We start from the raw sequence: 22,520 nt of genomic DNA, 5'->3' as shown, positions 1-22,520 counted from the left end.
TTCCTTTGTCTTGCGCGCGGCCCGGAGGTCATTCCGCCGCGATGTTGATGCCTTCGAGCGCGTCCTCGATCTCGTCTGCTGCATCTTGCAGCGCAGCGAGCGTGTCCGCGTCGGGTTGCCAGTAGTCTCGTTCGAATGCTTCGATCAGGCGGTTCGCCATGCGGGCGCTGGCCTGCGGGTTCAGGTCCGCAAGGCGTTTGCGCATCTCGTCGTCCAGAACGAAGGTCTCGCTGAGGCGCTGGTAGACCCATGGGTCGACCTGCCCGGTGGTCGCCGACCAGCCCAGTGTGTTGGTGACTTGGGCCTCGATCTGGCGCACGCCTTCGTGGCCATGCTTGAGCATGCTCTCGAACCACTTGGGGTTCAGGCTGCGCGAGCGGGTTTCAAGTGCCACCTGGTCCTTGAGCGTGCGCACCTTGGCGCTGCCGCGGGTCTGGTCGCCGATGTAGACGGACGGCTCTTCGCCCCCTTTGGCGCGCTTCACCGCACGGGCAATGCCGCCCAGCGTGTCGAAGTAGTGATCGACCGTGGTGACGCCCAGTTCCACGGACTCCAGGTTCTGGTAAGCGATATCGACGTCACGCAGGGTCTTTTGCAGAAGTTCCGGGTTCGCAGCGGACTTGCCGGAGCGGCCGTAGGCGAAGCTCTTGCGCGCCTCGTAGGCATCGGCCAGTTCGTCTTCCTCGCCGAAGGCAGAACTGTCGACCAGCGCGTTGACGTTGGACCCATAGGCCCCTTCCGCATTGGAGAAGACCCGCAGCGCGGCGGTTTCCAGATCGCAACCCATTTCCGCGGCGTAGGCCAGCGCATGGGCCCGCAGAAAATTCTGCGTCGCGGGCTCATCGGCCGTCGCACACAGATAGGCGGCCTCGGCCAGCATCTTGGTTTGCAAAGGAAGCAGATCCCGAAAGATGCCGGACAGGGTCATGATGACGTCGATGCGCGGGCGGCCAAGTTCGGGGAGGGGAACGAGCTCTGCCCCGGACAAGCGCCCATAGCCGTCAAACCGGGGGCGCGCGCCCATGAGCGCCAGCGCCTGCGCGATCGGGCCGCCATCGGATTTGATGTTGTCCGACCCCCACAGCACCAGGGCAACGGTGCGCGGCAGGGTGTCATGGGTCGCCAGCAGCAACTCCGCCTGCTTCGCGCCATCCTGCATCGCGAAGGCCGTGGGCATCCGAAACGGGTCGAACGCATGAATGTTTCTGCCCGCAGGTAGAACCTCCGGCGACCGGATCAGATCGCCGCCGGGCACCGGCGCGATATAGCGCCCAGACAGAGCCTTCATCAGGCCCTGAAGCTCGCCGTCCTGTTTCAGAAGGGCCGCGATCCGTGCCCGGGACTCAGGCGTCTGGTCGGGCATGACGTTCAGGTGCTCTTCGATCTCGGCATCGGTGGGCGCGCGGCCAACCACATGCAGACCGTCCGGGATCAGTGCGTCTTCGGTTTCCAGCAGCTTGAGCCAGAGCGTGTCCGGGTCGGACCCGTCCATATCGACCGCTTCGGCCTGCTGGGCGATCAGCGCGCCCAGTTCCGCGCGCTCTTCGGCGTGGGGCTCAAGACCGCGGTAGCGCGAGACGCTGTCCTTCAGCTCCGCCAACCCCTTGTAGAGACCCGATGTGGCAAGGGGCGGGGTCACATGGGTAATCGTGATGGCATTGGCGCGGCGCTTGGCCAGCGTCGCCTCGGACGGGTTGTTGGAGGCATAGAGGTAGACATTCGGCATCTCACCGATCAGCCGATCCGGCCAGTCGCGCGCGCCAAGGCCCGCCTGCTTGCCGGGCATGAACTCAAGCGCGCCATGCATCCCGAAATGCAGGACGACGTCCGCCGCATAGGTGTTCTTGAGCCACAGATAAAACTGCGCGAAGGCATGCGTCGGGGCAAAGCCACGCTCGAAGAGCAGGCGCATCGGGTCGCCTTCGTAACCCATTGTCGGCTGCACGCCGACAAAGACGTTGCCGAACTGGTGACCCAGCACGAACACGCCGCGCCCGTCGGACTGGATCTTGCCGGGTGCCGGACCCCAGGCCTGTTCGATGATTGCCAGCGGCGGTGTGTTTGCGACGATGTGATCTGCGGTAACGTGGGCGGCGACGTTGGCCTCCTGCCCATATTGCTTGGCATTGCCTTCGAGGACGGCAGCACGCAGGGCATCGACATCAGCGGGCAGGTCGATGGCGTAACCTTCGGATTTCATCCGTGTCAGCGTGTTGAACAGGCTCTCGAACACGCTCAGATAGGCGGCCGTGCCAACGGCACCGGCGTTGGGCGGGAAGCCGAACAGGACCACCGCGACCTTCTTCTGAGCGTTCTGCTTGCGGCGCAATCTGGCAAGGCGCAGGGCCTTTTCGACCAGCACATCGACGCGTTCCATGCAGGGCGACATCGCCTTCGTGTCACCGGGCGCTTCGCACATATACTGACATCCGGTGCACCGGTCCTGCCCATGCCGGCCTGCGAATACGGTCGGGTTCGTCGCCCCGTCGATCTCGGGCAGCGCGATGAGCATGGTGGTTTCGACCGGGCCGAGACCACCCGCGGCGTTCGCCCACTGGCCGAGCGTCTGAAACTCCAGCGGGTGTGCGGCAAGGTAGGGAACGTCCAGCCCTTCGAGTACCTCGATCGCGGCGTCACTGTCGTTATAGGCGGGGCCGCCCACGAGACTGAATCCTGTCAGCGAGACCATCGCATCCACCGTCGCGCCGTGCGCATCGCGGAAATACCGCGAAATGGCCGGCCGCCCGTCGAGCCCGCCTGCGAAGGCAGGCACAACGCGGATGCCCTTGGCCTCGAACGCATCGATCACCGCCTCGTAATGCGCGCAATCGCGGCTCAGCACGTAGCTGCGCATCATCAGGAGGCCGACTGTGGCGACGGGTGTTTTGGGGCCGGGAACCTCGGCGAGGTCAGTGAATACCCTGTCGGGGTGGCCGGGGTGGAACAGGCCCACCTCGGGGTACTCGACCGGTGGCAGGGCCTTGATATCCGACCAGCCTTCGCGCCCGGCATAGGCCGAGATCAGCATGCGCAGCATCTGTTCGGTGTTTTCGTCCGACCCGTCGAGCCAATACTGCATGGTGAGGAAATAGTTGCGCAGATCCTGGGCCTTGCCCGGCAGGAATTTCAGGATCTTCGGCAGTCGGCGCAGCACCTTCATCTGGGATTCGGACGCCGATTTCTTCTTGGTCTTTGGCTTGAGCTTTTTCAGCATCGCCATCGCGCCGGAGGCGGGCTTGGACAGGTCGACATCGCCCATCCTGGTGAGGTTCACCAAAAGCTGGTCGGCAATCACGCAGACCATGGCGTCGCAAGCCTCGCGACGGGCCTGCAAAGCTGGCAGGATCGCCTTGATCTGGTCGTCGAGGAACAACAGGTTCACGACGATGATATCGCCCTGCGCCACAGCGGCCTTTGCGGCCTCGAGGCTGGCGGGATTCTCGCTCCACTCGCCTGCCGCGTGCACCGACACCTGAAGGCCTGGAAAATCCGCCGCAAGCGCCGCATTCACCCGGGATGCCGGACCCAGCACATGGCTGTCCAGCGTGATAATCACGAACCGGTATGGCTGGGGCGAAGGCCCCTGCCCGGAGATGTTCGTACTATCGAGCATAGTGCGCTTTCGCCTCATAGAGCGTGTCGACGGAAATTTCGGTGACGCCTTGTTCGAGCGCGTATTTCTCGGTGTTGCGCTTGGCCTTGCCGCGCACGAAGAACGGGATCTTCTTGAGTTCCTTTTCCGCATCCGCGAGCCAGACCGCGACATCGCTGTCGGCTGGCAGGGGAGCGGCCGGTTCCTCGGGCATCGAGCCCTCGGCCACGGCGGCGACTGGCGTCGCGGGCGCGTCCTCCAGGGGTTTGGGCGCGTGACCGCCGTGGTGCGAGGGACCGGCGGCGTCGTGGAACTCGAAATCCTCGCGGAACATTGCCAGCAGGTGTTCCTCCAGCCCCATCACGAGCGGATGGATCCATGTATCGAAGATCACGTTCGCGCCCTCGAACCCCACTTGCGGTGAGTAGCGTGCAGGGAAGTCCTGCACATGCACGGGCGCGGAGATCACGGCACAGGGAATGCCCAGACGCTTGCCGATATGGCGTTCCATCTGCGTTCCGAGGATCATCTCGGGCGCGGCCTCCTCGATGGCCTTTTCGACCTCGAGGTAGTCGTCGGTGATCAGCGCCGGGACGCCATATTCCTTGCCGAGGGCACGGATATCGCGGGCAAACTCGCGGTTGTAGCAGCCAAGGCCCACCACCTCGAACCCCATCTCGTCCCGTGCAATGCGGGCCGACGTTTTGACATGGGTCGCGTCGCCAAAGAGGAAGACTCTCTTGCCGGTCAGGTAGGTGCTGTCGACGGAGGCCGACCACCACGGCAGGCGGAGGCGGCTTTCATCCGGCTGGCCGGTCAAACCAGTTAGGGCCTGCACCTCAGCGATGAAATCACGGGTCGCACCGACGCCGATGGGCACGACCTTGGTGTATGGCATGTCCAGCTCACGCTCGAGGTACCGGCACGCTGCCTCACAGGTCTCCGGGTAGAGCATCACGTTGAAATGGGCCGCGCCGAGCTTGGTGATGTCTGTCGGGGTTGCGCCCATCGGGGCCACCACATTCACATCGACTCCGATTTCGGACAGCAGGCCGGTCAGTTCCTCCACATCGTCGCGATGCCGGAAACCAAGCCCGGTGGGGCCGAGGATGTTGGCCGTGATGCGGGCAGTCTTTTCCACAGGGCGGGCAAGCGCGCGCACGATCTGGAAGAACGTCTCGTCACAGCCGAAGTATTCCTTGCGTTGATAGCTCGGCAGTTCCAGCGGAATGACCGGCACGGGCAACCCCATCGTCTCGGCAAGGCCGCCGGGATCGTCCTGGATCAGTTCAGCAGTGCAAGACGCGCCAACGATCAGCGCCTCGGGCTGAAACCGGTCATAGGCGTCCTGGCAGGCCTCCTTGAAGAGATGCGCCGTGTCGGACCCGAGATCGCGCGCCTGAAAGGTCGTGTAGGTCACGGGCGGGCGGTGGTTGCGCCGTTCGATCATCGTGAACAGGAGGTCGGCATAGGTATCGCCCTGGGGGGCGTGGAGCACATAGTGCAGCCCCTTCATTCCCGTCGCGACACGCATTGCGCCGACATGCGGAGGGCCTTCGTATGTCCAGACGGTGAGTTTCATGCCGGAACCTCCGTCTTGAGCAGCGCGCGGCGGCGGATCGGCCGGGCAAAGAGCCCGGCAAGATCGCCTGCCTGTTCATAAAAATGGACCGGCGTGAAGACGAGCTCGATCGCCCACTTGGTCGTCAGCCCCTCGGCCTCCAGCGGGTTGGCAAGGCCAAGCCCACACACTGTGATATCAGGACGCGCAGCGCGGCAGCGGTCGAGTTGCAGGTCGACATCCTGCCCTTCGGAAATGGTCGGCCCTTCGGGGATCAGGTCCAGATCCGCGCCAACGAGACCCTTGTGAATGTAGGGTGCACCGATTTCGACGGCCTGCATGCCGCATTCGCGGGTCAGGAAACGGGCGAGCGGTATCTCGAGCTGGCTGTCGGGAAAGAAGAAGATCGACTTTCCGTTCAGGGTTTCCGCCGCGGCAGCGACAGCCTTGCGCGCCCGGGCGCGCGGGGCGGCTGTCACCTCATCAAAGGTGGCGCGGTCCACGCCGAACTCCTCGGCGATGGCCCAGAGCCAGGCGGTTGTGCCCTCTTCGCCGAAGGGGAAGGGCGCGTCGATGCGTTGCGCGCCGCGCCGATCCAGGGCGGAACAGGTCTCGCCGAGGAAGGGCTGCAACACGGCGTACCTTGTATTCGGCCCGACACCGGGCGTGCCATCGGCGCGCGGGGCCGGTAAAACCCGGACAGGGCCAACACCCATCTTTTCCAGCAGATCAAGTGCCTGATCTTCCACAACGTCAGGCAGCGCGCCCACCAGAAGCAACTCGCGCGCCTCGGTCTCCGGCAGGATGGGCACCATCGACTCAAGGCAGGCATCCTCGCCTTGGGTGAAGGTCGTCTCGATGCCCGAGCCGGAATAGTTCAAAACGCGGACATGGGGCGCGTATTTCTGGGTCAGACGCTCTGCGGCACGACTGAGGTCAAGCTTGATGACCTCCGACGGGCACGAGCCGACAAGAAAAAGCTGCTTGATATCGGGACGCCGGGACAACAGGCGATCCACCTCGCGGTCAATCTCGTCCTGCGCATCGGCAAGCCCTGCCAGATCCTGTTCTTCGAGAATGGCGGTGCCGAAGCGGGGCTCGGCAAAGATCATCACACCGGCGGCCGATTGCAGAAGATGCGCACATGTGCGGGATCCGACCACCAGAAAGAAGGCGTCTTGCATTTTCCGGTGCAGCCAGATGATTCCGGTCAGGCCGCAAAACACTTCGCGCTGACCGCGTTGCTTGAGGACCGGGGTTTCGCGGCATCCGGAGGATGCGATCTGGGCGGGCTTGTTCATGCGGGCGCCTCCGATTGCAGGCGCGCCTGGCGCAATTTCAAGATGAACTGGCCGGCGTTGATGACGTAGGTCACATAGGCCGCCAATGCGATGATCATCTGGCCCTCCGGGCCGACCGAGCCGCTAAGCAACGCCCAGATATAGGCGGTGTGCAGGGCGATCACGATGAAGCTGATCATGTCTTCCCAGAAGAACGCCGGGGCCAGAAGGTACTGACCGAAAACGACTTTCTCCCAAATCGCGCCAGTTACCATGATGGCGTAGAGAAACGCTGTTTTGACAAGAATGGACACGGTCGCGGCAAGGTAGCCCTCGCCCGTTGCCATGTATCGCACCACAAGGACGATCGACACGGCGAAGGCCACGAATTGCAGCGGGGCCAAAACACCCTGGATCAGCGTCCAGATGGTTTCGTCCCGGCGTTTTCGTTGTTCCGGCGTATAGAGGCCGCCTTGAGTATTCGGAGCATGCGGACCGTCTGACATCCCGCGACTCCCTCCCGATTTCTGAGTTCTTTTGCCAAGGCTACATTTCGGAGCTTGAAAGTGTCAACTAAAACTTACACAATGAAAGTTGACAGAGAGATGGGGATATATGGGGCTCGATTGCCGTGAAAGATCTTACAAACAAAGGGAATTCGGTGAACGAATCGTCGCTGGCCGCGGAGTTGGCGGCTTTCCGGGAGCTTGTGTCTAGAAAATTTGACAACAGCGACTGGTTGGAGGACACTTCGACTCGGGGAGAAGCGGGTCCGCCTGAAACGGCGGTGAGCGAGGGTACAGTGCGCGATCAAGGCCCCACGCCGGACAGGTCGAATGTGCACCTGTCCTATTCGGAGGTTGAGTTTCTCGCCTCCAAGGCGCTTGCGGTCTTGTCATCCGGACTCGAGGGCGTGAACGCCTCCACACCCATGGCACGCTTGTTTTCGTTGACCGAAGCCTATCTGCACAGTGATGAGGTACGCAGACACGATGCCCTGGCCCGTGTGATGTCCAAGGGGGTCACGCCGGAAGACATGATCGACAGCGTCGTTCCCGACACCGCCCGGTACATGGGTGAACTGTGGGCGCATGACAAGCTCAGCTTCGCCGATGTCACCATTGGCACGGCCCGTTTGCAGGAAACTGTCCGGTCCATCGGCAAACGCAATGACATGGTGCCGCCAGACACGGAAAACCCGGCGATCCTGCTGATCGTTCCGCGGATCGAGCAGCATACCTTGGGTGTTTTCGTGGCGGCAGAACAATTCCGTCGCCTTGGGGTGCTGGTACACCTGACCCTTGGCAACAATCCCGCAGAGATCTTGCGTCTGATCCGCAAGCACAACTTTGCTCTCGTGGGTATCTCCGCATCGTCCCGCAGGACGCTTGCATCCACACGCGATTTGGTCAAAACAATCAAGAGCGGCATTTTGCGTGTGACACCGATAGTCGTAGGCGGACCCGCCTTGGACTTGGAGATGGATATCAAGGCCTATACCGGGGCCGACCACGCGACTTCAGATGCCCGAGAGGCATTGAGCTTATGTGGCATAGAAACGACCAAAACAGTGGCAGAGTATTCGTAGCCGCATCGCCGCCTCGGGTGGCATTACAGGAGCCGTGATATGAACACGCGCGAAAGAGATTTCTGGGATGATGGCTCAGCCCCCAGGATTGATCCGGAGCAGTTCAATGAAATCGTCGCAACCGCGGCGGATCTGGCCATTGTGCTGGACCTGAAGGGTACGATCCAATCTCTCGTCGTTAATCCTCTGAACCCCACGATCGGGCGTCTGGACCACTGGGAAAAGCGGAACATCCGCGATTTCCTGGCCGAAGACAGCCTGCCGAAACTGGAAAAACAGCTGGCGGCCTATAGCAAGGGCGAGGTCCCTGCGAGCGACTCGATCGAAGTGAACCATTTCGACAACGCGAACTGGGAATTCCCGATCCGCTACACCCTGCACCGCACCGGCGACAAGGACATGATCCTGATGCTGGGGCGCGATCTGCGCCCGGTGGCGGAGCTGCAGCACCGGCTGGTGAAGGCGCAACTTGCGCTGGAGAAGGACTATGAAACTCATCGCGATTTCCAGACCCGGTATCGGGTCATCATGGACACGACCCGCGATGCACTGGTGCTGGTCGATGCGGCGTCGGGCCGGATCAATGACCTGAACGCGGCAGCCGGAGGGGTTCTGGGCGCCGAACCGGATGCCCTTGCCGGGTCCCAGTTCGGAAACGAGATCGAGGGGATCAAGCGCGGCGAGCTCCTGGATCAGCTGAGCGCCAGTGTCAGTGCCGAAACCAGCGCGCCCGTGACGGTGAAGATCCGCCGCACCGGCAAGGAAATTGCAATTCACCCCCGCTTGTTCCGAGCGGGCGGCGAGAAAACGTTCCTGTGCAGGCTTGAAGGCCCGGAAACCCCGGAGGTCTTTGCCGAGGAGTTGGCCGAAGTGCTTACGATCCTCTACCGAGAGGGGGCGGACGCGATTGTCTTTACCGACCGCACCGGCACCATTCGCAGCGCCAATGAGGCATTTCTGAACCTGACCGAGGTCGGGCAGCTGTCCGACATCAAGGGCAAATCCTTTGCCGACTACCTGTCGCGCGGCAGCGTTGACCTGAAGGTGCTTCTGGACAACGCAGCCCGTAACGGCACGATGCCGGTGTATTCCACACGGCTGGACAGCGCCTATGGGTCAAAAATCTCTGTCGAGATTTCAGCCACCCATGTCGAAGCGCGGACCAATGGCGGATTTGCCTTCGTTGTTCGGGACGCGTCGCGGATGGATGTGGTGCGCGATGCGCCGGTCACCAGCGGGCCGGTATCGAACGAGGCGATGCAGAATGTCATGGGGCTTGTCGGCTCCGCACCGTTGAAGGACATCGTTTCGGCCACAACGGATGTGGTCGAGAAGATGTGCATCGAAACAGCAGTCGATCTGACCCGGAACAACCGAGTCGCCGCGGCCGAGATGCTCGGTCTGAGCCGGCAGAGCCTGTATGTGAAGCTGCGCAAGTACGGCCTTTTGAACAAGGCTGGCGAGGACTAGCGCAACACCTGCGCCTCAGCGCAAAAAAACGTACTGTAAACTTGTCTGGACATCGTGTCGGGTCTTGCTGCGACTCGCTATGTAGTGTTCAATTGACACATGAGTGTCAGCCTAGACTTACAGCCCCGCTCCACCCCAGACCCTTCTGCCGCTTTGGAGCTGATCAAACCGATTACGTGGTTCCCACCGATGTGGGCGTATTCCTGTGGCGTGATTGCCTCCGGCGTGCCTGTCTCTGAAAACTGGGGGCGGCTTTTGCTGGGGATCATCCTTGCGGGGCCGATCGTCTGTGGCATGAGCCAGGCCGCGAACGACTGGTGTGACCGGCATGTGGACGCGATCAACGAGCCGCACCGGCCGATCCCGTCTGGCCGTGTGCCGGGGCGTTGGGGCCTTTGGATCGCGCTCGCGATGTCGGGTTTCGCCTTGCTGGTCGGGACGGCGCTGGGGATCTGGGGCTTTGCCGCGACGGTGGTGGCCGTGGCCGCCGCCTGGGCGTACTCGGTCGAGCCGGTCCGGTTGAAAAAATCGGGATGGTGGGGACCGGGGCTTGTGGGCCTGTCCTACGAAAGCCTGCCGTGGATCACGGGTGTCGCCGTGATGACGCTGGCCGCGCCTGACTGGCGGATCGTCCTTGTCGCCATACTGTACGGGATCGGCGCGCACGGCATCATGACGCTGAACGATTTCAAGGCGCTCGAAGGGGATCGCCAGATGGGCGTGAACTCCCTTCCCGTCACACTGGGTCCGGAGCGGGCGGGTCAACTGGCCTGTATCGTGATGGCCATCCCGCAAATGGCCGTGATCGCGCTGCTGTTTGCCTGGGGTCTGTCGGACCGCGCGCTTGTCGTCACCGGCCTGCTGGTCCTGCAGTTCTGGGCGATGCGCGAAATGCTTGAAGACCCCAAGGCGCGCGCGCCGTGGTACAACGGCACGGGCGTGCTGTTTTACGTCTCGGGCATGATGGTCACCGCCTTCGCACTGCGCGGACTGGAGGCGCTGTGATGCTGAGTTGGCTGTCCATTGTGCGGTTCGGAATGGTGCAGATGTGCCTTGGGTCGATTGTCGTACTGACAACCTCGACGCTGAATCGCCTGATGGTGGTCGAATTGGCCCTACCCGCGGTCTTGCCGGGCCTGCTGGTCGGTCTGCATTACGCGATCCAGATCACGCGCCCGCAATGGGGATACAGATCGGACACGGGGGGCAAGCGCACACGCTGGATCGTTGGCGGCATGGCTGTTCTCGCGCTTGGGGGCCTGATGGCAGCCTATGGCGTTGTCCGGATGGAGACACATTTCAGCGCCGGACTGGCCCTTTCGATCCTCGCCTACGCTCTAATCGGGGTTGGTGTGGGTGCATCCGGCACGTCCTTGCTGGCGCTGCTGGCGACAGCGACGGAACCCCGCCGTCGTGCAGCGGCGGCCACGATCACGTGGTTGATGATGATCGCAGGTATCGCAATCACCGCTGCCACGGTTGGAAGCTTCCTTGACCCCTATTCCCCTGCATTGCTGCTGAAGATCGTCGCGAGTGTCTGTGCGGGCGCCGTCCTGCTGACCGCCCTCGCCGTCTGGGGGATCGAGGCGCGGGTGACTTGCCCTGCGCCCAAGGAAGACAAGCTTCCGTTCCTGGATGGCCTGAAAGAGGTTTGGTCCGAACGCAAGGCCCGCAATTTCACGATCTTCGTTTTCCTGTCGATGACCGCATACTTCATGCAGGAGCTTATTCTCGAACCCTATGCTGGGCTCGTCTTCCAGTTCACCCCGGGTCAATCCACCTCGCTCAGCGGGGCCCAGAATGGCGGTGTTTTCCTGGGGATGGTCACGGTTGGCATCTGCGCGACCGGCTTGAAGCTCGGCAGCTTGAAAAGCTGGGTGATCGGTGGGTGCTTGGCCTCCGCCGCTGCGCTCAGCATTGTCACGTTGCTTGGCCAGATGGGTCCCGGCGCACCGCTTGTGCCTGCGGTCGTATTCCTCGGCTTTGCCAATGGGGCCTTTGCCGTGGCCGCCATCGGTTCGATGATGCAGCTCGCTGGTGAAGGCCGCGACGCGCGCGAAGGCACCCGCATGGGGCTTTGGGGCGCGGCCCAGGCGATCGCGGCCGGTTTCGGCGGCCTGGTCGGCGCGGCAAGCGCCGACATCCTGCGCCGGGTGATCGACACCGATGCATCCGCTTTCGGAGCGGTTTTTCTATTTGAGGCGGCGCTGTTCGTGGTGTCCGCACTGTTGGCGCTTCGGGTGATCGAAGCGCGCCGCGACCCGCTGGCGCCAAACGCGACGCTGGTGCCCGGAGAATGAGAGGGAGTGGACTGAATGACCTATGACGTGATTGTGGTTGGCGGAGGCCCCTGTGGCGCAACTGCCGCCGAGGATCTGGCCCGGGCTGGCCGGAAAGTTGCGATGATCGACCGGGCGGGGCGCATCAAGCCTTGTGGCGGGGCCATCCCGCCGCGCCTGATCGAGGATTTCGACATCCCCGACAGCCAATTGGTCGCCAAGATCAACACCGCGCGCATGGTGTCGCCTACCGCGCGCTCGGTCGATATCCCGATCGAGAACGGCTTTGTCGGCATGGTCGACCGGGAGTTCTTCGACGAATTCCTGCGGGTTCGCGCGGCAAAGGCCGGCGCTGACCGGCACACGGGCACCTTCCTGCGGATCGACCGGGACGAGAGCGGCCCGTCCGTTGTCTATCGCGACAAGGCCACCCGCGAAGAGGTGTCCCTGAAGACGAAACTGATCATCGGCGCGGATGGCGCGCGGTCCGATGTCGCCCGCGCCGAGGTGCCCGGTGGCGATACGATCCCCTACGTGATTGCCTATCACGAGATCATCAAGGCGCCTGAAGGGCCGTCAAAGTACGACCCCACGCGGTGCGACGTGATCTATGATGGGGTCATCTCCCCCGATTTCTACGGCTGGGTCTTTCCGCACGGCGCGCATGCCAGCGTGGGCATGGGCACCGGCATCGACGGCACGGACCTGAAGGAAGCCACGCGGCTACTGCGGGAAAGCTCGGGCCTGACGGAGTGTGAGACCATCCGCAAGGAAGGCGCGCCGATACCCCTGAAGCCTTTGGACAAGTGGGACAACGGCAGGGATGTCGTACTGGCGGGAGATGCCGCGGGTGTTGTTGCCCCCTCCTCCGGAGAGGGCATCTATTATGCGATGGAATGCGGGCGTCAGGCAGGGCTTGCCACGCTGGCCTGCCTCAAGTCCGGAAAGGCCAAGGATCTGGCGCGGGCGCGTAAGGGGTTCCTCAAGCAGCATGGGTCAGTATTTCGCATTCTCGGGGCCATGCAGGACGCCTATTACAAGTCCGACGAGCGGCGGGAGAGGTTCGTATCGCTCTGCCACGATCAGGATGTGCAGCGTCTGACGTTTGAGGCCTACATGAACAAGAAACTGGTCAAGGCGCGGCCCTTGGCGCATCTGAAGATCGGCGTGAAGAACCTTGCGCATCTATCGGGCATCATCTCGCCGGTATCGGTCTGATGGATATGGTCCCAACCTGGGTCAACGGGAAGCTGACGCCCGTTGAAAAGCTGGAAGCGCATCAGCGCGGCCTGCGGCACAAGGCTGTCTCCGTCTTCGTCATGCGCGGCAACGAGGTGCTGATCCAGAAGCGGGCGTCAGGCAAGTACCACACCCCCGGCCTCTGGGCGAACACCTGCTGCACGCATCCCTTGTGGAACGAAAAGCCCGTCGACTGCGCCATGCGGCGACTCGATGAAGAGCTGGGTATCACCGGCCTGCACCCGACCCATCGCGACCAAGTGGAATACCGCGCCGATGTGGGCAACGGGCTGATTGAGCATGAGGTGGTCGATATCTTCATCGCGCAGGCGGACAGCAAGCTGAAGGTCGTCCCGAACCCGGACGAGGTTTCAGACGTGCAGTGGATCGACCTTTACGACCTGACGGCCGAGATCAAGCGCCGCCCGGAGCGGTACACGCCGTGGCTGCGGATCTACCTTCAGGAACACGCAGATCGTATCTTCGGAACGCTTCTGCGGGTCTGACGCGACCCTGCAAAAAAATACAAAGGGGCCTTGCGGCCCCTTTTTGCTTGCTTGCTGCGACAAAGTTATCCGCGTGTTGCGGACAACAGCGCCGTTTCCACACCCAGAACGTGCAGACCCGTGGTCACGATGTCCTGCGCGGTCAGCCGGGCGTCGGCATACATGTCGGCAGGGCCGGCCTGATCGATGAACCTGTCAGGGAGGGTCATGGTGCGCACCTTGAGCGTGCCATCCAATCGGCCAGTGCTGGCCAGCCAATGCAGGACAAAGGCACCAAATCCGCCCTGGGCCCCTTGCTCGACGGTGATGACAGCCTCGTGGTTGTCGGCAAGGCGACCGATCAGATCGGTATCAAGCGGCTTGGCAAAGCGGGCATCGGCCACGGTCACGGACACGCCACGCGCCTCAAGCTCCTCGGCAGCCGACAGGCATTCGGACAGATGCGCCCCGAGCGAGACGAGGGCAAGCCGCGTACCTTCGCGGACGACACGGCCTTTGCCGATCTCCAGCACCCGTCCAGTGTCGGGCATGTCCGTTCCGACGCCTTCGCCGCGCGGATAGCGGAACGCAATGGGCCCTTCGTCAAACGCGGCGGCAGTGGTGACCATATGGACCAGCTCCGCCTCGTCGGCGGCTGCCATCACGGTCATGTTCGGCAGGCTGCCCATGAACCCGATGTCGAAAGCGCCCGCATGGGTCGGACCGTCCGCACCCACCAGCCCGGCCCGGTCAATGGCAAAGCGCACCGGCAGCTTTTGCAACGCCACATCGTGTGCCACCTGGTCGTAGCCCCGTTGCAGGAAGCTGGAATAAATCGCGCAGAAGGGCCGCATACCGCTGGCGGCCAACCCGGCAGCAAAGGTCACTGCGTGCTGCTCGGCGATGCCAACGTCAAAAACGCGCCCCGGGAACCGGTCCCCCATGATATTCAGGCCCGTTCCACCCGGCATCGCGGCCGTGACCCCGCAGATACGACTGTCACTCTCGGCAAGCTTGGTGAGCGTCTGCCCGAAGACCTTGGTGTATTGAGGCGCGTTGGGCGCGGACTTCTGCTGCTTGCCGGTGGAAATATCGAACTTCGCCACCCCGTGATAGCAGTCATCCGACAACTCCGCCGGTGAATACCCCTTGCCCTTGACCGTGCAGGCATGGATCAGCACGGGGCCTGTCGCCTTTGTCCGGGCCGCGCGCAGAATTTGCAGAAGCTGCGGAACATCATGCCCGTCAATCGGGCCGATATAGTCGAACCCAAGCTCTTCGAACAGCGTGCCCGACGACCCATGTTCCCCCGTCACCAGATGCCGGGCGCGTTGAGCCCCTTCGCGCAGCGGGCCGGGCAAGGCTTTCTCGAACCCTTCAGCAAGGTCTTTGAGCGCATGCAGAGGCCCGGTTGACGCCAACTCGCTGAGATATGTCGACATCGCGCCCGTGGGCGGCGCAATCGACATCTCGTTGTCGTTCAGAATGACGAACAGGCGGCGTTTTTCGGACCCCGCGTTGTTGAGCGCTTCATATGCCATGCCGGCACTGATGGATCCGTCGCCGATCACGGCGATCGCATCGCCCGTGGCCGCCCCCAGATCGCGCGCGGTGGCAAAGCCAAGCGCAGCGGAGATCGAGGTCGAACTATGCGCCGCCCCGAACGGGTCGTATTCGGACTCGCTGCGTTTTGTGAACCCGCTCAACCCGCCCTTCTGGCGCAGCGTGCGAATGCGGCCCCGGCGCTCGGTCAGGATCTTGTGTGGATAGCACTGGTGGCCGACATCCCAGATCAGCTTGTCAAAGGGTGTGTTGAACACGGCGTGGATCGCCACGGTCAGCTCGACAACCCCAAGCGAAGAGCCTAAATGGCCCCCGGTTTCCGACACGGCGCTGATCGTTTCAGCGCGAAGCTCATCGGCCAACGTCGCCAGTTCCGGGTCACTGAGGGCCTTGAGGTCAGCCGGACAGGCGACACGGTCAAGGGTCGGGGTTTCTGGGCGGGGTTGGGTCATTGTCGTCTCCTCCATCGCGGTCTGGTGCGAACATTGCGCGATGTCGGGTCGCGCGATCCGGTCCTGTTTGCGCCTTGCCGGTCAAGCAGCGCGGGTCGGGCCGGAGGTGGACCGGCGGCTGGGCCAGCGGGTCCGGGGTCCGGGCCCCGTTGCGACGGGACCCGGTAAGAAGGCTTGCGCCTTATTCGTAGACGGGCGCTTCCGTCGTGGCCAACTCGGGCCAATCGCTGATCACGTTCAGGCCTTGCAACGGGCGCTGATACCCCTTGTGGCACGTCTTGCACGCGGCCTTGGGCGCATCCGCGTAGACCGGACCAAGACGCTCGGGCGGATAGACGCCTTCGAGGGGCACGAGGTAATCGTTGTTCATCTCCTGGACCATCGAGATACCCAGCATGGCGGTTCCCCATTGCGGGGTATGCTGCACAGGGTCGTAGAAGGCCCGGGAGTTGTGACAGAACACGCAGTTGCGCCCCAGCGAATTCGAGAAGTAGTTCATCAGGCTGAACGTCCGCTCGGTATTCTGCCAGGTCGGATCGCCCGGCTGGGTGTCCACACGGCTGTCGAGGTCGTGCACGTTGATCTGCTCGTACTCCAGCAGGTACTTCTGCAACGCATCCGACGGCAGCGATGTAAACTGCGACTGTGACGTGGTCCGGTTCTGGTTGGACGACCAGCCCGCGGTGGACTCGGTCACAGGATCGATGCGGAACCAGATCTCTGACGGTACATTCTGACCCCTGTGACAGGTATAGCAGTTCACCCCGACCACCTCGGCCGCGTTGACATGCCCGTCCCAGCTTTCGTTGATGTTCTGCGTCATCTGGATCATGCTGCGGGCAACGACCTTGGTATAAAGATCGTCATCCGCATAATTGCCCTCATCCGCCCCTGCATGACAGTAAGCGCACCCTTGCTCTGGCGCGACCCACTGGGTCATTGCGTTCATCAGACGGTTGAAGTTGGCATCCGTGAGACCGCCGAGAACTTGCACGTTCTCGTAGATATCACCGGCAAGGTCTTCGCCCGCTTCGGGGATGAAGGGTTCGTCCGTGTAGTAGTCCACAATCGTCGGATCAGGCACGGCAAGCTCGTTTTCGAACTTGGCGACTTTCATGCCTGTTCCGCGCGGACCGGTTTGCAGGCTGTCGGTGGCCAGGGGTTGCCCCCAGGTCACCAGCAGCGCTGTGGCAAAGACCGCCGACCCGAGGACACCGATGATGATCGCCGGCTTGTAGATGTCGACGGGGTTTTCCCGGTTCCAGTCAGTAAACCATTTGGGTAGCATCAGTTCCCCTCCCCTTGACCGATGAAGCCTTCGTAGGAGTTGTAGGCTTCGTAGCCGTAGTCCTGGGTGTAGTCGGGCGCGAAGTTATGCTCGACCGCCCACAGGAACCAGTTGTCCACAACCGTGCCCGTCAGCAGAATGCCGATCCCGCCCGTGATCGGGGTGAGAACCGCGAACCACCAGGCCCACCGGTGAATCCCCTCCATCGTGGCGTTGAACCCCATGGTCCAGCGCCAGAAGAGGCCAGCCCGTTCGGACGCGGTACCCCGGTCATAGATCTGCTCCAACTCGCGGTCGCCGCCAAAGCGGGTCACGGCAAGAATGGTGGCCCCGTGCATTGCGAACAGCAGAACGGAGCCATAGAGGAACACGATCGAGAGGCAGTGGAACGGGTTGTAGTAAAGGTTGCCGTACCGGATCGAGAAGGCCGTGGTCCAGTCAAGGTGCGGGAAGATGCCGTAGGGCACCGCCTCGGACCAGGATCCCATCAGGATGGGACGGAACAGGCCCAGCACGAGGAACAGCCAGATCGCAGCCAGGAAGGCCCACGCAATGTGCTTGCCCATCTTGTGCTGTTCCGCCAGCCAATACGACCGCGCCCACCAGGACATCACCGACACCAGCAGGAAGAAGCTGGAGATGATGTACCAGCCGCCATCGTTGAGCGGCGGCATGCGCAACCCATACTCGGGGCTGGGCGGCTCCAGCGCCAGCCAGAACAGCTGCCGGATGAACTCCGGAATGTTGTAGCCCACCTGCGCCAGCATGTTGAAGCCAACGATGTTGAACCACAGCGTGCCGGTGGCGAGGCTGATGACACCGAACCAGCCGAGGTAGATCGGGCCCAGCTGGGCGTTGCCGATCCAGCCGATCAGGGTCGAGAAGCTGGTCCCGGAGGTCCGCTCCTCACCGATGTTGTTCTCGTTGTCCGTGCCCATTTCGGCGGGGCCCTGGACCTGAACTTGGGTGAAGATGTTGTAATACTCAGGCATGGCTTAGAACCCCGCTTGCGATGGCCAGATCGGAAGTTCGAGCCACCAGTTCCACCACTCGGGCCAGCCCTTGGTCCAGACCGGGCCGGAGATGATGATGCAGACAGCCGACCAGAACCCGGCATTCAGCGCGAGCAGCAGCCCGACGCGGTGAATACCAAGCGTTCCGATGGAGTAGCCGATGAAATCACGGAAGAACGTGTCTTCGTTGTCGGGGCCTTTCGCTTCCTCGCCCTTGGCCGGGTTTGCGGCGGACAAAACCAGCGCGCCGTGCAGCGCAAGCGCCAGTGTCGTGGTGAAGAAGAACGTCACCGCGATCATATGCGCAGGGTTGTAGTGGAAGTGCAGATAGGCGTAGCCGGTGTTCGACACCCAGTCGAGATGGCTGAAGATCCCGTACGGGAACCCGTGCCCCCAGGCACCCAGCAACAGCGGGCGGAAGACCACCAGCGTTACATAGGCGAAGATCGCAAAGCTGAACGCGATGGGTACGTGATACCCCATCCCGAGTTTGCGGCAGATCTCGACCTCGCGCAGGGCCCAACTGACAAAGGCACCGATCGCACAGAAGGTGATGATCTGCCACAGACCGCCCTCCATCAGCGGAGCCATCCCGAGTCCGTAGCTCAGGTCAGGGGGTGCGATGTTGATCAGCCAGGGATTGAAGGTGCCCTGCTGGGACGCGCCCCAAAAGATCAATACAGTGCCTAACAAGGCAAAAAAGACGGTCGTGACCCCGAAGAAGCCCACGTAGAACGGGCCCACCCAGAAGTCGAACAGATCGCCGCCGATCAGCGTCCCTCCACGGACGCGATACTTTCTCTCGAAGCTGAGCAAAGCCATCGTCTGTCTCCGCAAGTGGCGGCGGTACGTGTTCCGAGACCAGCCGTCAGTTGTCATTAGTGTGATCAGTATGCTGCGGCCGATCCCGGGGTCCGCCCGCAGCAGGTGTATCGGTCTGATGCCTGTCCCGCGTTACACGGGACCGCATCAGTTGGCGCTTTGAGCCGCCAATTCAAACCAGTTGAAGTGCTCTGTGCTGAGCAGGACGAGGTGGATCATCGCCGCCAGCAGGAACAGGAACACACCCTGGGCCACGAAAACGCGGCGCGGGTCGAAGATGAGCCAAATCTTGTAGAATTTTGCCATTTTTCAGTGCTCCTTAGAACCACGGACGCCAGATGAACGTGGCGAGGTGAGCGACAACGGCAACGGCCGAAAACAGCCAGAGCCCGCTCATGTAAACCGAATGCAGCTCTTGAGCCTGCTCGTCGGTTAGACCTGTAAAGGACAGGTCGGATTTATCAGCCATGTGCATTCCTCCGGAAAGTTGTTGCTGATACCGCGAACCCCGCGGCCGGGCCCCGACAAGGGCTCATCCCCTGCCGGCAAATCGTTCCGCCCGAAGGCGAACCGAAACTCGTCACTCAACCGTCCGGTCAGGCGGAAAAGATCATGGGCGTGATGATGCGGGCCTGGGTCCAGGCGCGCGCAATTGGCCCTTTCTTCTGAAAGCGGCCCGCCTTTACCGATGCCAGCGCCCAGCTGAGCGCGGCAACCGGAACGGCGGCCACAAAAATGATCCCGAAATAGGTATAGAACTCGGCCTTTGGCGGTTTGTGCGACCGGACGACCGGGGCGTCTGTGGTTTGATCCGTCATGCGTTCTCCCTCCCTCGTGAGAAATCTTCGTCAGTAAATCCCGCGGGCTGGAGTGCCCGGACGGTTTCGATCACCACGCGTTCATCCCCCTGTTGCAGAGCCGCTTTTTCGGCTTCGTCCCGCAGGGTTTTGGCGGCGGAAATACGTGTCAGAATGGGGTGCTCGGCCACGATCCGGTCGAGCAGGCGCTGTGCGTCGGCATCCCATGGGAAGTCGCGGCGCAAGGTTGTTGGCGTTGCGGCTGCACTGTCCATTTCGGACCCGAGCGGCAGAATATGGAAAAGCGCATCAAAGAGTGCGTTGCACACTTCCTGAATAAGGTAGGTCGCCCCGGCATAGCCCATCATCGGCGTGCCCGTGGCCCGCCGGATCGCCGCCCCGGGGAACGAGGCCGGAATGAATGCGGGCTTGGGACCGAACCCGCCTGCCATCTCGGCCATGTACATTTTCTCGTTGATCGAGCCCATCACGACGAGAGGCCGCTTGGTGTGCATGAGTTCGCGCACCAGATCATTGTCGGGCTTCTTGCCCGCCACGCGACCAACCGCGAAGGCACAGGGAAGACCCATGTCTGTCTCAAGAAAGTTCTTGATGCCGCGCGCATAGGTTTCGTTCGCCACGATCCCAAAGGACGCCGTTGCAAAGAAATCCTGCGTCACCGAGCGCCACAGGTCCCAGATCGGCTTGATCGTGGAATGCTTCTCTTGCGCGATGAAGGGCTCGGGATCGAGATCCAGCAACTCGCCCAGTTTGCGCAGGAACTTCGTTGTGCTTTCCACACCGATCGGCGCTTGCAGATAGGGCTTGTCCAGCACCTCACACAGGCCGCGGCCAAACTCGCGGTACATGCAGATGTTTACATCCGCATTCACCAGGTTGCGCATCTCGGCAAGGTGCGCGCCAAGCGGGTGCACCATGTTGACTTCGGCGCCGATGCCTTCGACCAGACGCCGGATCTCGGCAAGGTCAGAGGGCATGTTGAACGTGCCGTACATCGGACCGAGGATGTTGACCCGAGGTTTCGCGCCTTCGTCGCGCGGTTTTTCCTTCGGCATCCGGCCCTTTGTCATGCCAAACTCCGTGAAGATCCACGTCATGGCACGGTCGGCCGCTTCCCACTGATCTTCGTCGATCGTGCGGGGAAGAAAGCGTTGAATGTTGGTGCCCTGCGGGGTCACGCCGCCGCCGATCATCTCGGCGATGGAGCCTGTGACCACCACGGCGGGCAAGGCAGGGTCGAGCGTTTTCCAGGCGCGTTTCATCGCGCCTTCGGTCCCATCGCGCCCAAGTTCTTCTTCGCCAAGGCCGGTCGTGACGATGGGCAACTCATGCGGTGGCAGAGCGTCGGTGTAGTGCAATACCGAGGTGACAGGCAGGTTTTCGCAGCCCACAGGGCCATCGATGACGACCTGAAGGCCCTTCACAGCGCAAAACGCGTAGACCGCGCCCCAGTATCCGCCTGCGCGGTCATGATCCTGAACGAGCATCAGATCATCTCCTGCGCTTTGGCGACGCGGGCCGCCTTGTCGAGTTTCTTCTGTTGCATCGCGCGGAAGTCCGGCCGCAAATTCGGCGACCCTTCCCAGATGCCGGCGGTGTCACCCTCGCCCACGCCTTCGAAGAACGCGCGCATGTGGTCCATGCGGTCCTTGTTGGCCATGGCGGCATTCACCACCTGCGCGAGGCTCCCCGCACCCGCAGGCCCCATCAGCGGACGCGCCGAGATGAGGTTCGTGAAGTAGAGCGACGGAATACCCATTTCCTTGCCCTTCTGAACGACCGGCGTGGTGCCGATGGCGAGATCGGGTTTGATCGCCTCCATCGCGGCGCAGTCATCCTCGAGCGAGGCGCGATACTTGATCTTCACCCCGCGCGCTTCGAGCCATTCGCGGTCCGGGTCGGACCAGGGCGTGCGCTGGCAGGCGGTGCCGACGTAAGGCACCTCCGCACCGCTTTCGATCAAGAGGCGCGCCACCAGGAGTTCGGACCCTTCGTAGCCCGAAAGCGTGACGGTTCCGTTGATGGGGGATGCTGACAGCGCGCCCTTGATCGCAGGCAGGAAGGCATTTTGCGCTTCTGCCACCTTGTCCGCGGCAACGCCGTACGCATCGCCAATTGCTGCGAGCCAAGCTGCCGTGCCGTCATGGCCCACAGGCGCCGAACCGACGATCTTGCGGCCTGCGGCCTCAAACTCGCGCACGGCGGCGGTGTAGAACGGGTGGATCGCCGCGACGACGCCGCAATCCAAAGCAGAGTAAAGCTCGCGCCACTCACGGCAGGGAACGACCGGACCTGCCGCCAGACCGAGTGGCGCGAGCAGTTGGCCAATCCCGATGGGATCAGCCGGGAACATCTCACCGAGCAAAGCCACAGTGGGACGATCCGCCTTGCCCGAAACCGGCGCCTGGACAGGGCCAGCCTCGATCTCGGCACGGGCGTAATTCAGCATTGCGCCCGCAAGGATGTCTTTGGCCTCGGCATGCGTTGGCACACCAAAGCCGGGCACATCTATGCCCACGATACGCACCCCGTTGATCTCTGACGGCAGCAGCCGCAGAGGAACCCCTGACGCGGTCGGAACGCAGAGGTTTGTGACAACGATGGCATCGTATTGATCGGGATCCGCCATCTTGTGGACGGCGTCCCGGATATCCTCGAACAACTTGCCGGTCACAAGCGTCTCGGAATTGAAAGGGACGTAGCCGACGGATCGGCGCGCCCCGTAAAAATGTGACACGAAGGTCAGGCCATAAACACAGCAGGCCGAGCCTGACAGCATCGTGCCCACCCGACGCATCCTCAGCCCCACGCGCAGCGAGCCAAAGGCCGGGCACATGGATTGCGGTTTGTCATGGGGTCCCTGCGGATAGTCCGCAGCGTATTGGTCCAGAATTTCGGACATGCCAGCGGCCCGCGCCGCGGCTTCCATCTGTTCGCCCGGGGCGTGGCATCCCATACCGTCCGGTTGCGTGGTCATACCCTCGGGCGCGGCCTCTCGGGCGGACCCCTCTTCGATCGGGGTGGCATCTGCGTCGTCATACCGGGATTCGAGGTCTGTACGATCCATCGC

The 22,520-nt window shown here is 62.5% G+C and carries 19 protein-coding genes; 6 read left to right on the top strand and 13 right to left on the bottom strand.

The window, feature by feature from the left end; all coding sequences use genetic code 11:
- Positions 1–28 precede the first annotated feature (28 nt).
- From ACP15N_RS11605 to bchF, 4 genes are read right to left on the bottom strand one after another with little or no spacing between them, the layout of a single operon-like run.
- A complete protein-coding gene (locus ACP15N_RS11605) occupies positions 29–3,613 on the bottom strand; it encodes a magnesium chelatase subunit H (protein WP_425092431.1) in 3,585 nt (1,194 codons plus the stop codon).
- Entirely contained in the window at positions 3,603–5,174 is a 1,572-nt protein-coding gene (gene bchB / locus ACP15N_RS11600; protein ID WP_425092430.1) for a ferredoxin:protochlorophyllide reductase (ATP-dependent) subunit B, read from the bottom strand. Before bchB ends, ACP15N_RS11605 begins: the two co-directional genes overlap by 11 nt.
- Positions 5,171–6,454, bottom strand: coding sequence for a ferredoxin:protochlorophyllide reductase (ATP-dependent) subunit N (locus ACP15N_RS11595; protein WP_425092429.1), 1,284 nt, complete (start codon positions 6,452–6,454; stop codon positions 5,171–5,173). The genes bchB and ACP15N_RS11595 overlap by 4 nt, the downstream gene beginning before the upstream one ends.
- Positions 6,451–6,939 (bottom strand): 2-vinyl bacteriochlorophyllide hydratase, encoded by a 489-nt coding sequence (gene bchF, locus ACP15N_RS11590; RefSeq protein WP_425092428.1) that lies wholly within the window; start codon positions 6,937–6,939, stop codon positions 6,451–6,453. Before bchF ends, ACP15N_RS11595 begins: the two co-directional genes overlap by 4 nt.
- 281 nt (positions 6,940–7,220) lie before the next feature.
- Between bchF and ACP15N_RS11585 the strand changes: the two genes are divergently transcribed.
- The 6 genes from ACP15N_RS11585 (at position 7,221) to idi (ending at position 13,515) form a co-directional block, all read left to right on the top strand.
- Positions 7,221–8,021, top strand: a complete 801-nt coding sequence (locus tag ACP15N_RS11585; RefSeq protein ID WP_425092427.1) for a cobalamin B12-binding domain-containing protein — start codon at positions 7,221–7,223, stop codon at positions 8,019–8,021.
- A gap of 39 nt (positions 8,022–8,060) precedes the next feature.
- Positions 8,061–9,491, top strand: coding sequence for a transcriptional regulator PpsR (ppsR, locus tag ACP15N_RS11580; protein WP_425092426.1), 1,431 nt, complete (start codon positions 8,061–8,063; stop codon positions 9,489–9,491).
- A gap of 99 nt (positions 9,492–9,590) precedes the next feature.
- Positions 9,591–10,496 carry a chlorophyll synthase ChlG gene (gene chlG, locus ACP15N_RS11575; protein WP_425092425.1) on the top strand — a complete coding sequence of 302 codons (906 nt, stop codon included), beginning with the start codon at positions 9,591–9,593 and terminating at the stop codon, positions 10,494–10,496.
- Positions 10,493–11,791: a BCD family MFS transporter gene (locus tag ACP15N_RS11570; protein ID WP_425092424.1), complete on the top strand. Its 1,299-nt coding sequence runs from the start codon at positions 10,493–10,495 to the stop codon at positions 11,789–11,791. The genes chlG and ACP15N_RS11570 overlap by 4 nt, the downstream gene beginning before the upstream one ends.
- A 15-nt stretch (positions 11,792–11,806) precedes the next feature.
- On the top strand, positions 11,807–12,988 hold the full coding sequence (locus ACP15N_RS11565) for a geranylgeranyl diphosphate reductase (protein WP_425092423.1): 1,182 nt from the start codon (positions 11,807–11,809) through the stop codon (positions 12,986–12,988).
- Positions 12,985–13,515: an isopentenyl-diphosphate Delta-isomerase gene (gene idi, locus ACP15N_RS11560; RefSeq protein WP_425092460.1), complete on the top strand. Its 531-nt coding sequence runs from the start codon at positions 12,985–12,987 to the stop codon at positions 13,513–13,515. Before ACP15N_RS11565 ends, idi begins: the two co-directional genes overlap by 4 nt.
- A 65-nt stretch (positions 13,516–13,580) precedes the next feature.
- Here idi and dxs read toward each other — a convergent pair whose 3' ends face one another.
- The 9 genes from dxs to bchY form a co-directional block, all read right to left on the bottom strand.
- Complete coding sequence (dxs, locus tag ACP15N_RS11555) at positions 13,581–15,524, bottom strand: 1-deoxy-D-xylulose-5-phosphate synthase (RefSeq protein ID WP_425092422.1); 1,944 nt, start codon at positions 15,522–15,524, stop codon at positions 13,581–13,583.
- A 166-nt stretch (positions 15,525–15,690) separates the two neighbouring features.
- On the bottom strand, positions 15,691–16,797 hold the full coding sequence (pufC, locus tag ACP15N_RS11550) for a photosynthetic reaction center cytochrome PufC (protein ID WP_425092421.1): 1,107 nt from the start codon (positions 16,795–16,797) through the stop codon (positions 15,691–15,693).
- Complete coding sequence (gene pufM, locus ACP15N_RS11545) at positions 16,797–17,789, bottom strand: photosynthetic reaction center subunit M (RefSeq protein ID WP_425092420.1); 993 nt, start codon at positions 17,787–17,789, stop codon at positions 16,797–16,799. Before pufM ends, pufC begins: the two co-directional genes overlap by 1 nt.
- Before the next feature lie 3 nt (positions 17,790–17,792).
- A complete protein-coding gene (gene pufL / locus ACP15N_RS11540) occupies positions 17,793–18,632 on the bottom strand; it encodes a photosynthetic reaction center subunit L (protein WP_425092419.1) in 840 nt (279 codons plus the stop codon).
- Positions 18,633–18,779: 147 nt separating this feature from the next.
- Positions 18,780–18,938, bottom strand: coding sequence for a light-harvesting antenna LH1, alpha subunit (pufA, locus tag ACP15N_RS11535; RefSeq protein WP_425092418.1), 159 nt, complete (start codon positions 18,936–18,938; stop codon positions 18,780–18,782).
- 13 nt (positions 18,939–18,951) lie between these two features.
- Entirely contained in the window at positions 18,952–19,101 is a 150-nt protein-coding gene (gene pufB / locus ACP15N_RS11530) for a light-harvesting antenna LH1, beta subunit (protein ID WP_012180177.1), read from the bottom strand.
- A gap of 127 nt (positions 19,102–19,228) precedes the next feature.
- The gene (gene pufQ, locus ACP15N_RS11525) at positions 19,229–19,450 is read right to left on the bottom strand and encodes a cytochrome PufQ (protein ID WP_425092417.1); all 222 of its coding nucleotides are present in this window, start codon (positions 19,448–19,450) and stop codon (positions 19,229–19,231) included.
- On the bottom strand, positions 19,447–20,937 hold the full coding sequence (gene bchZ / locus ACP15N_RS11520; RefSeq protein ID WP_425092416.1) for a chlorophyllide a reductase subunit Z: 1,491 nt from the start codon (positions 20,935–20,937) through the stop codon (positions 19,447–19,449). Before bchZ ends, pufQ begins: the two co-directional genes overlap by 4 nt.
- Positions 20,937–22,517 (bottom strand): chlorophyllide a reductase subunit Y, encoded by a 1,581-nt coding sequence (gene bchY / locus ACP15N_RS11515; RefSeq protein WP_425092415.1) that lies wholly within the window; start codon positions 22,515–22,517, stop codon positions 20,937–20,939. Before bchY ends, bchZ begins: the two co-directional genes overlap by 1 nt.
- Positions 22,518–22,520 lie beyond the last annotated feature (3 nt).

The sequence above is a fragment of the Tropicimonas sp. S265A genome (genome assembly GCF_049800835.1).
Classification (GTDB): Bacteria; Pseudomonadota; Alphaproteobacteria; order Rhodobacterales; family Rhodobacteraceae; genus Dinoroseobacter.
The sequence above is the reverse complement of the archived record's forward strand: the minus strand, read 5'-3'. Positions and strand labels throughout refer to the sequence as shown.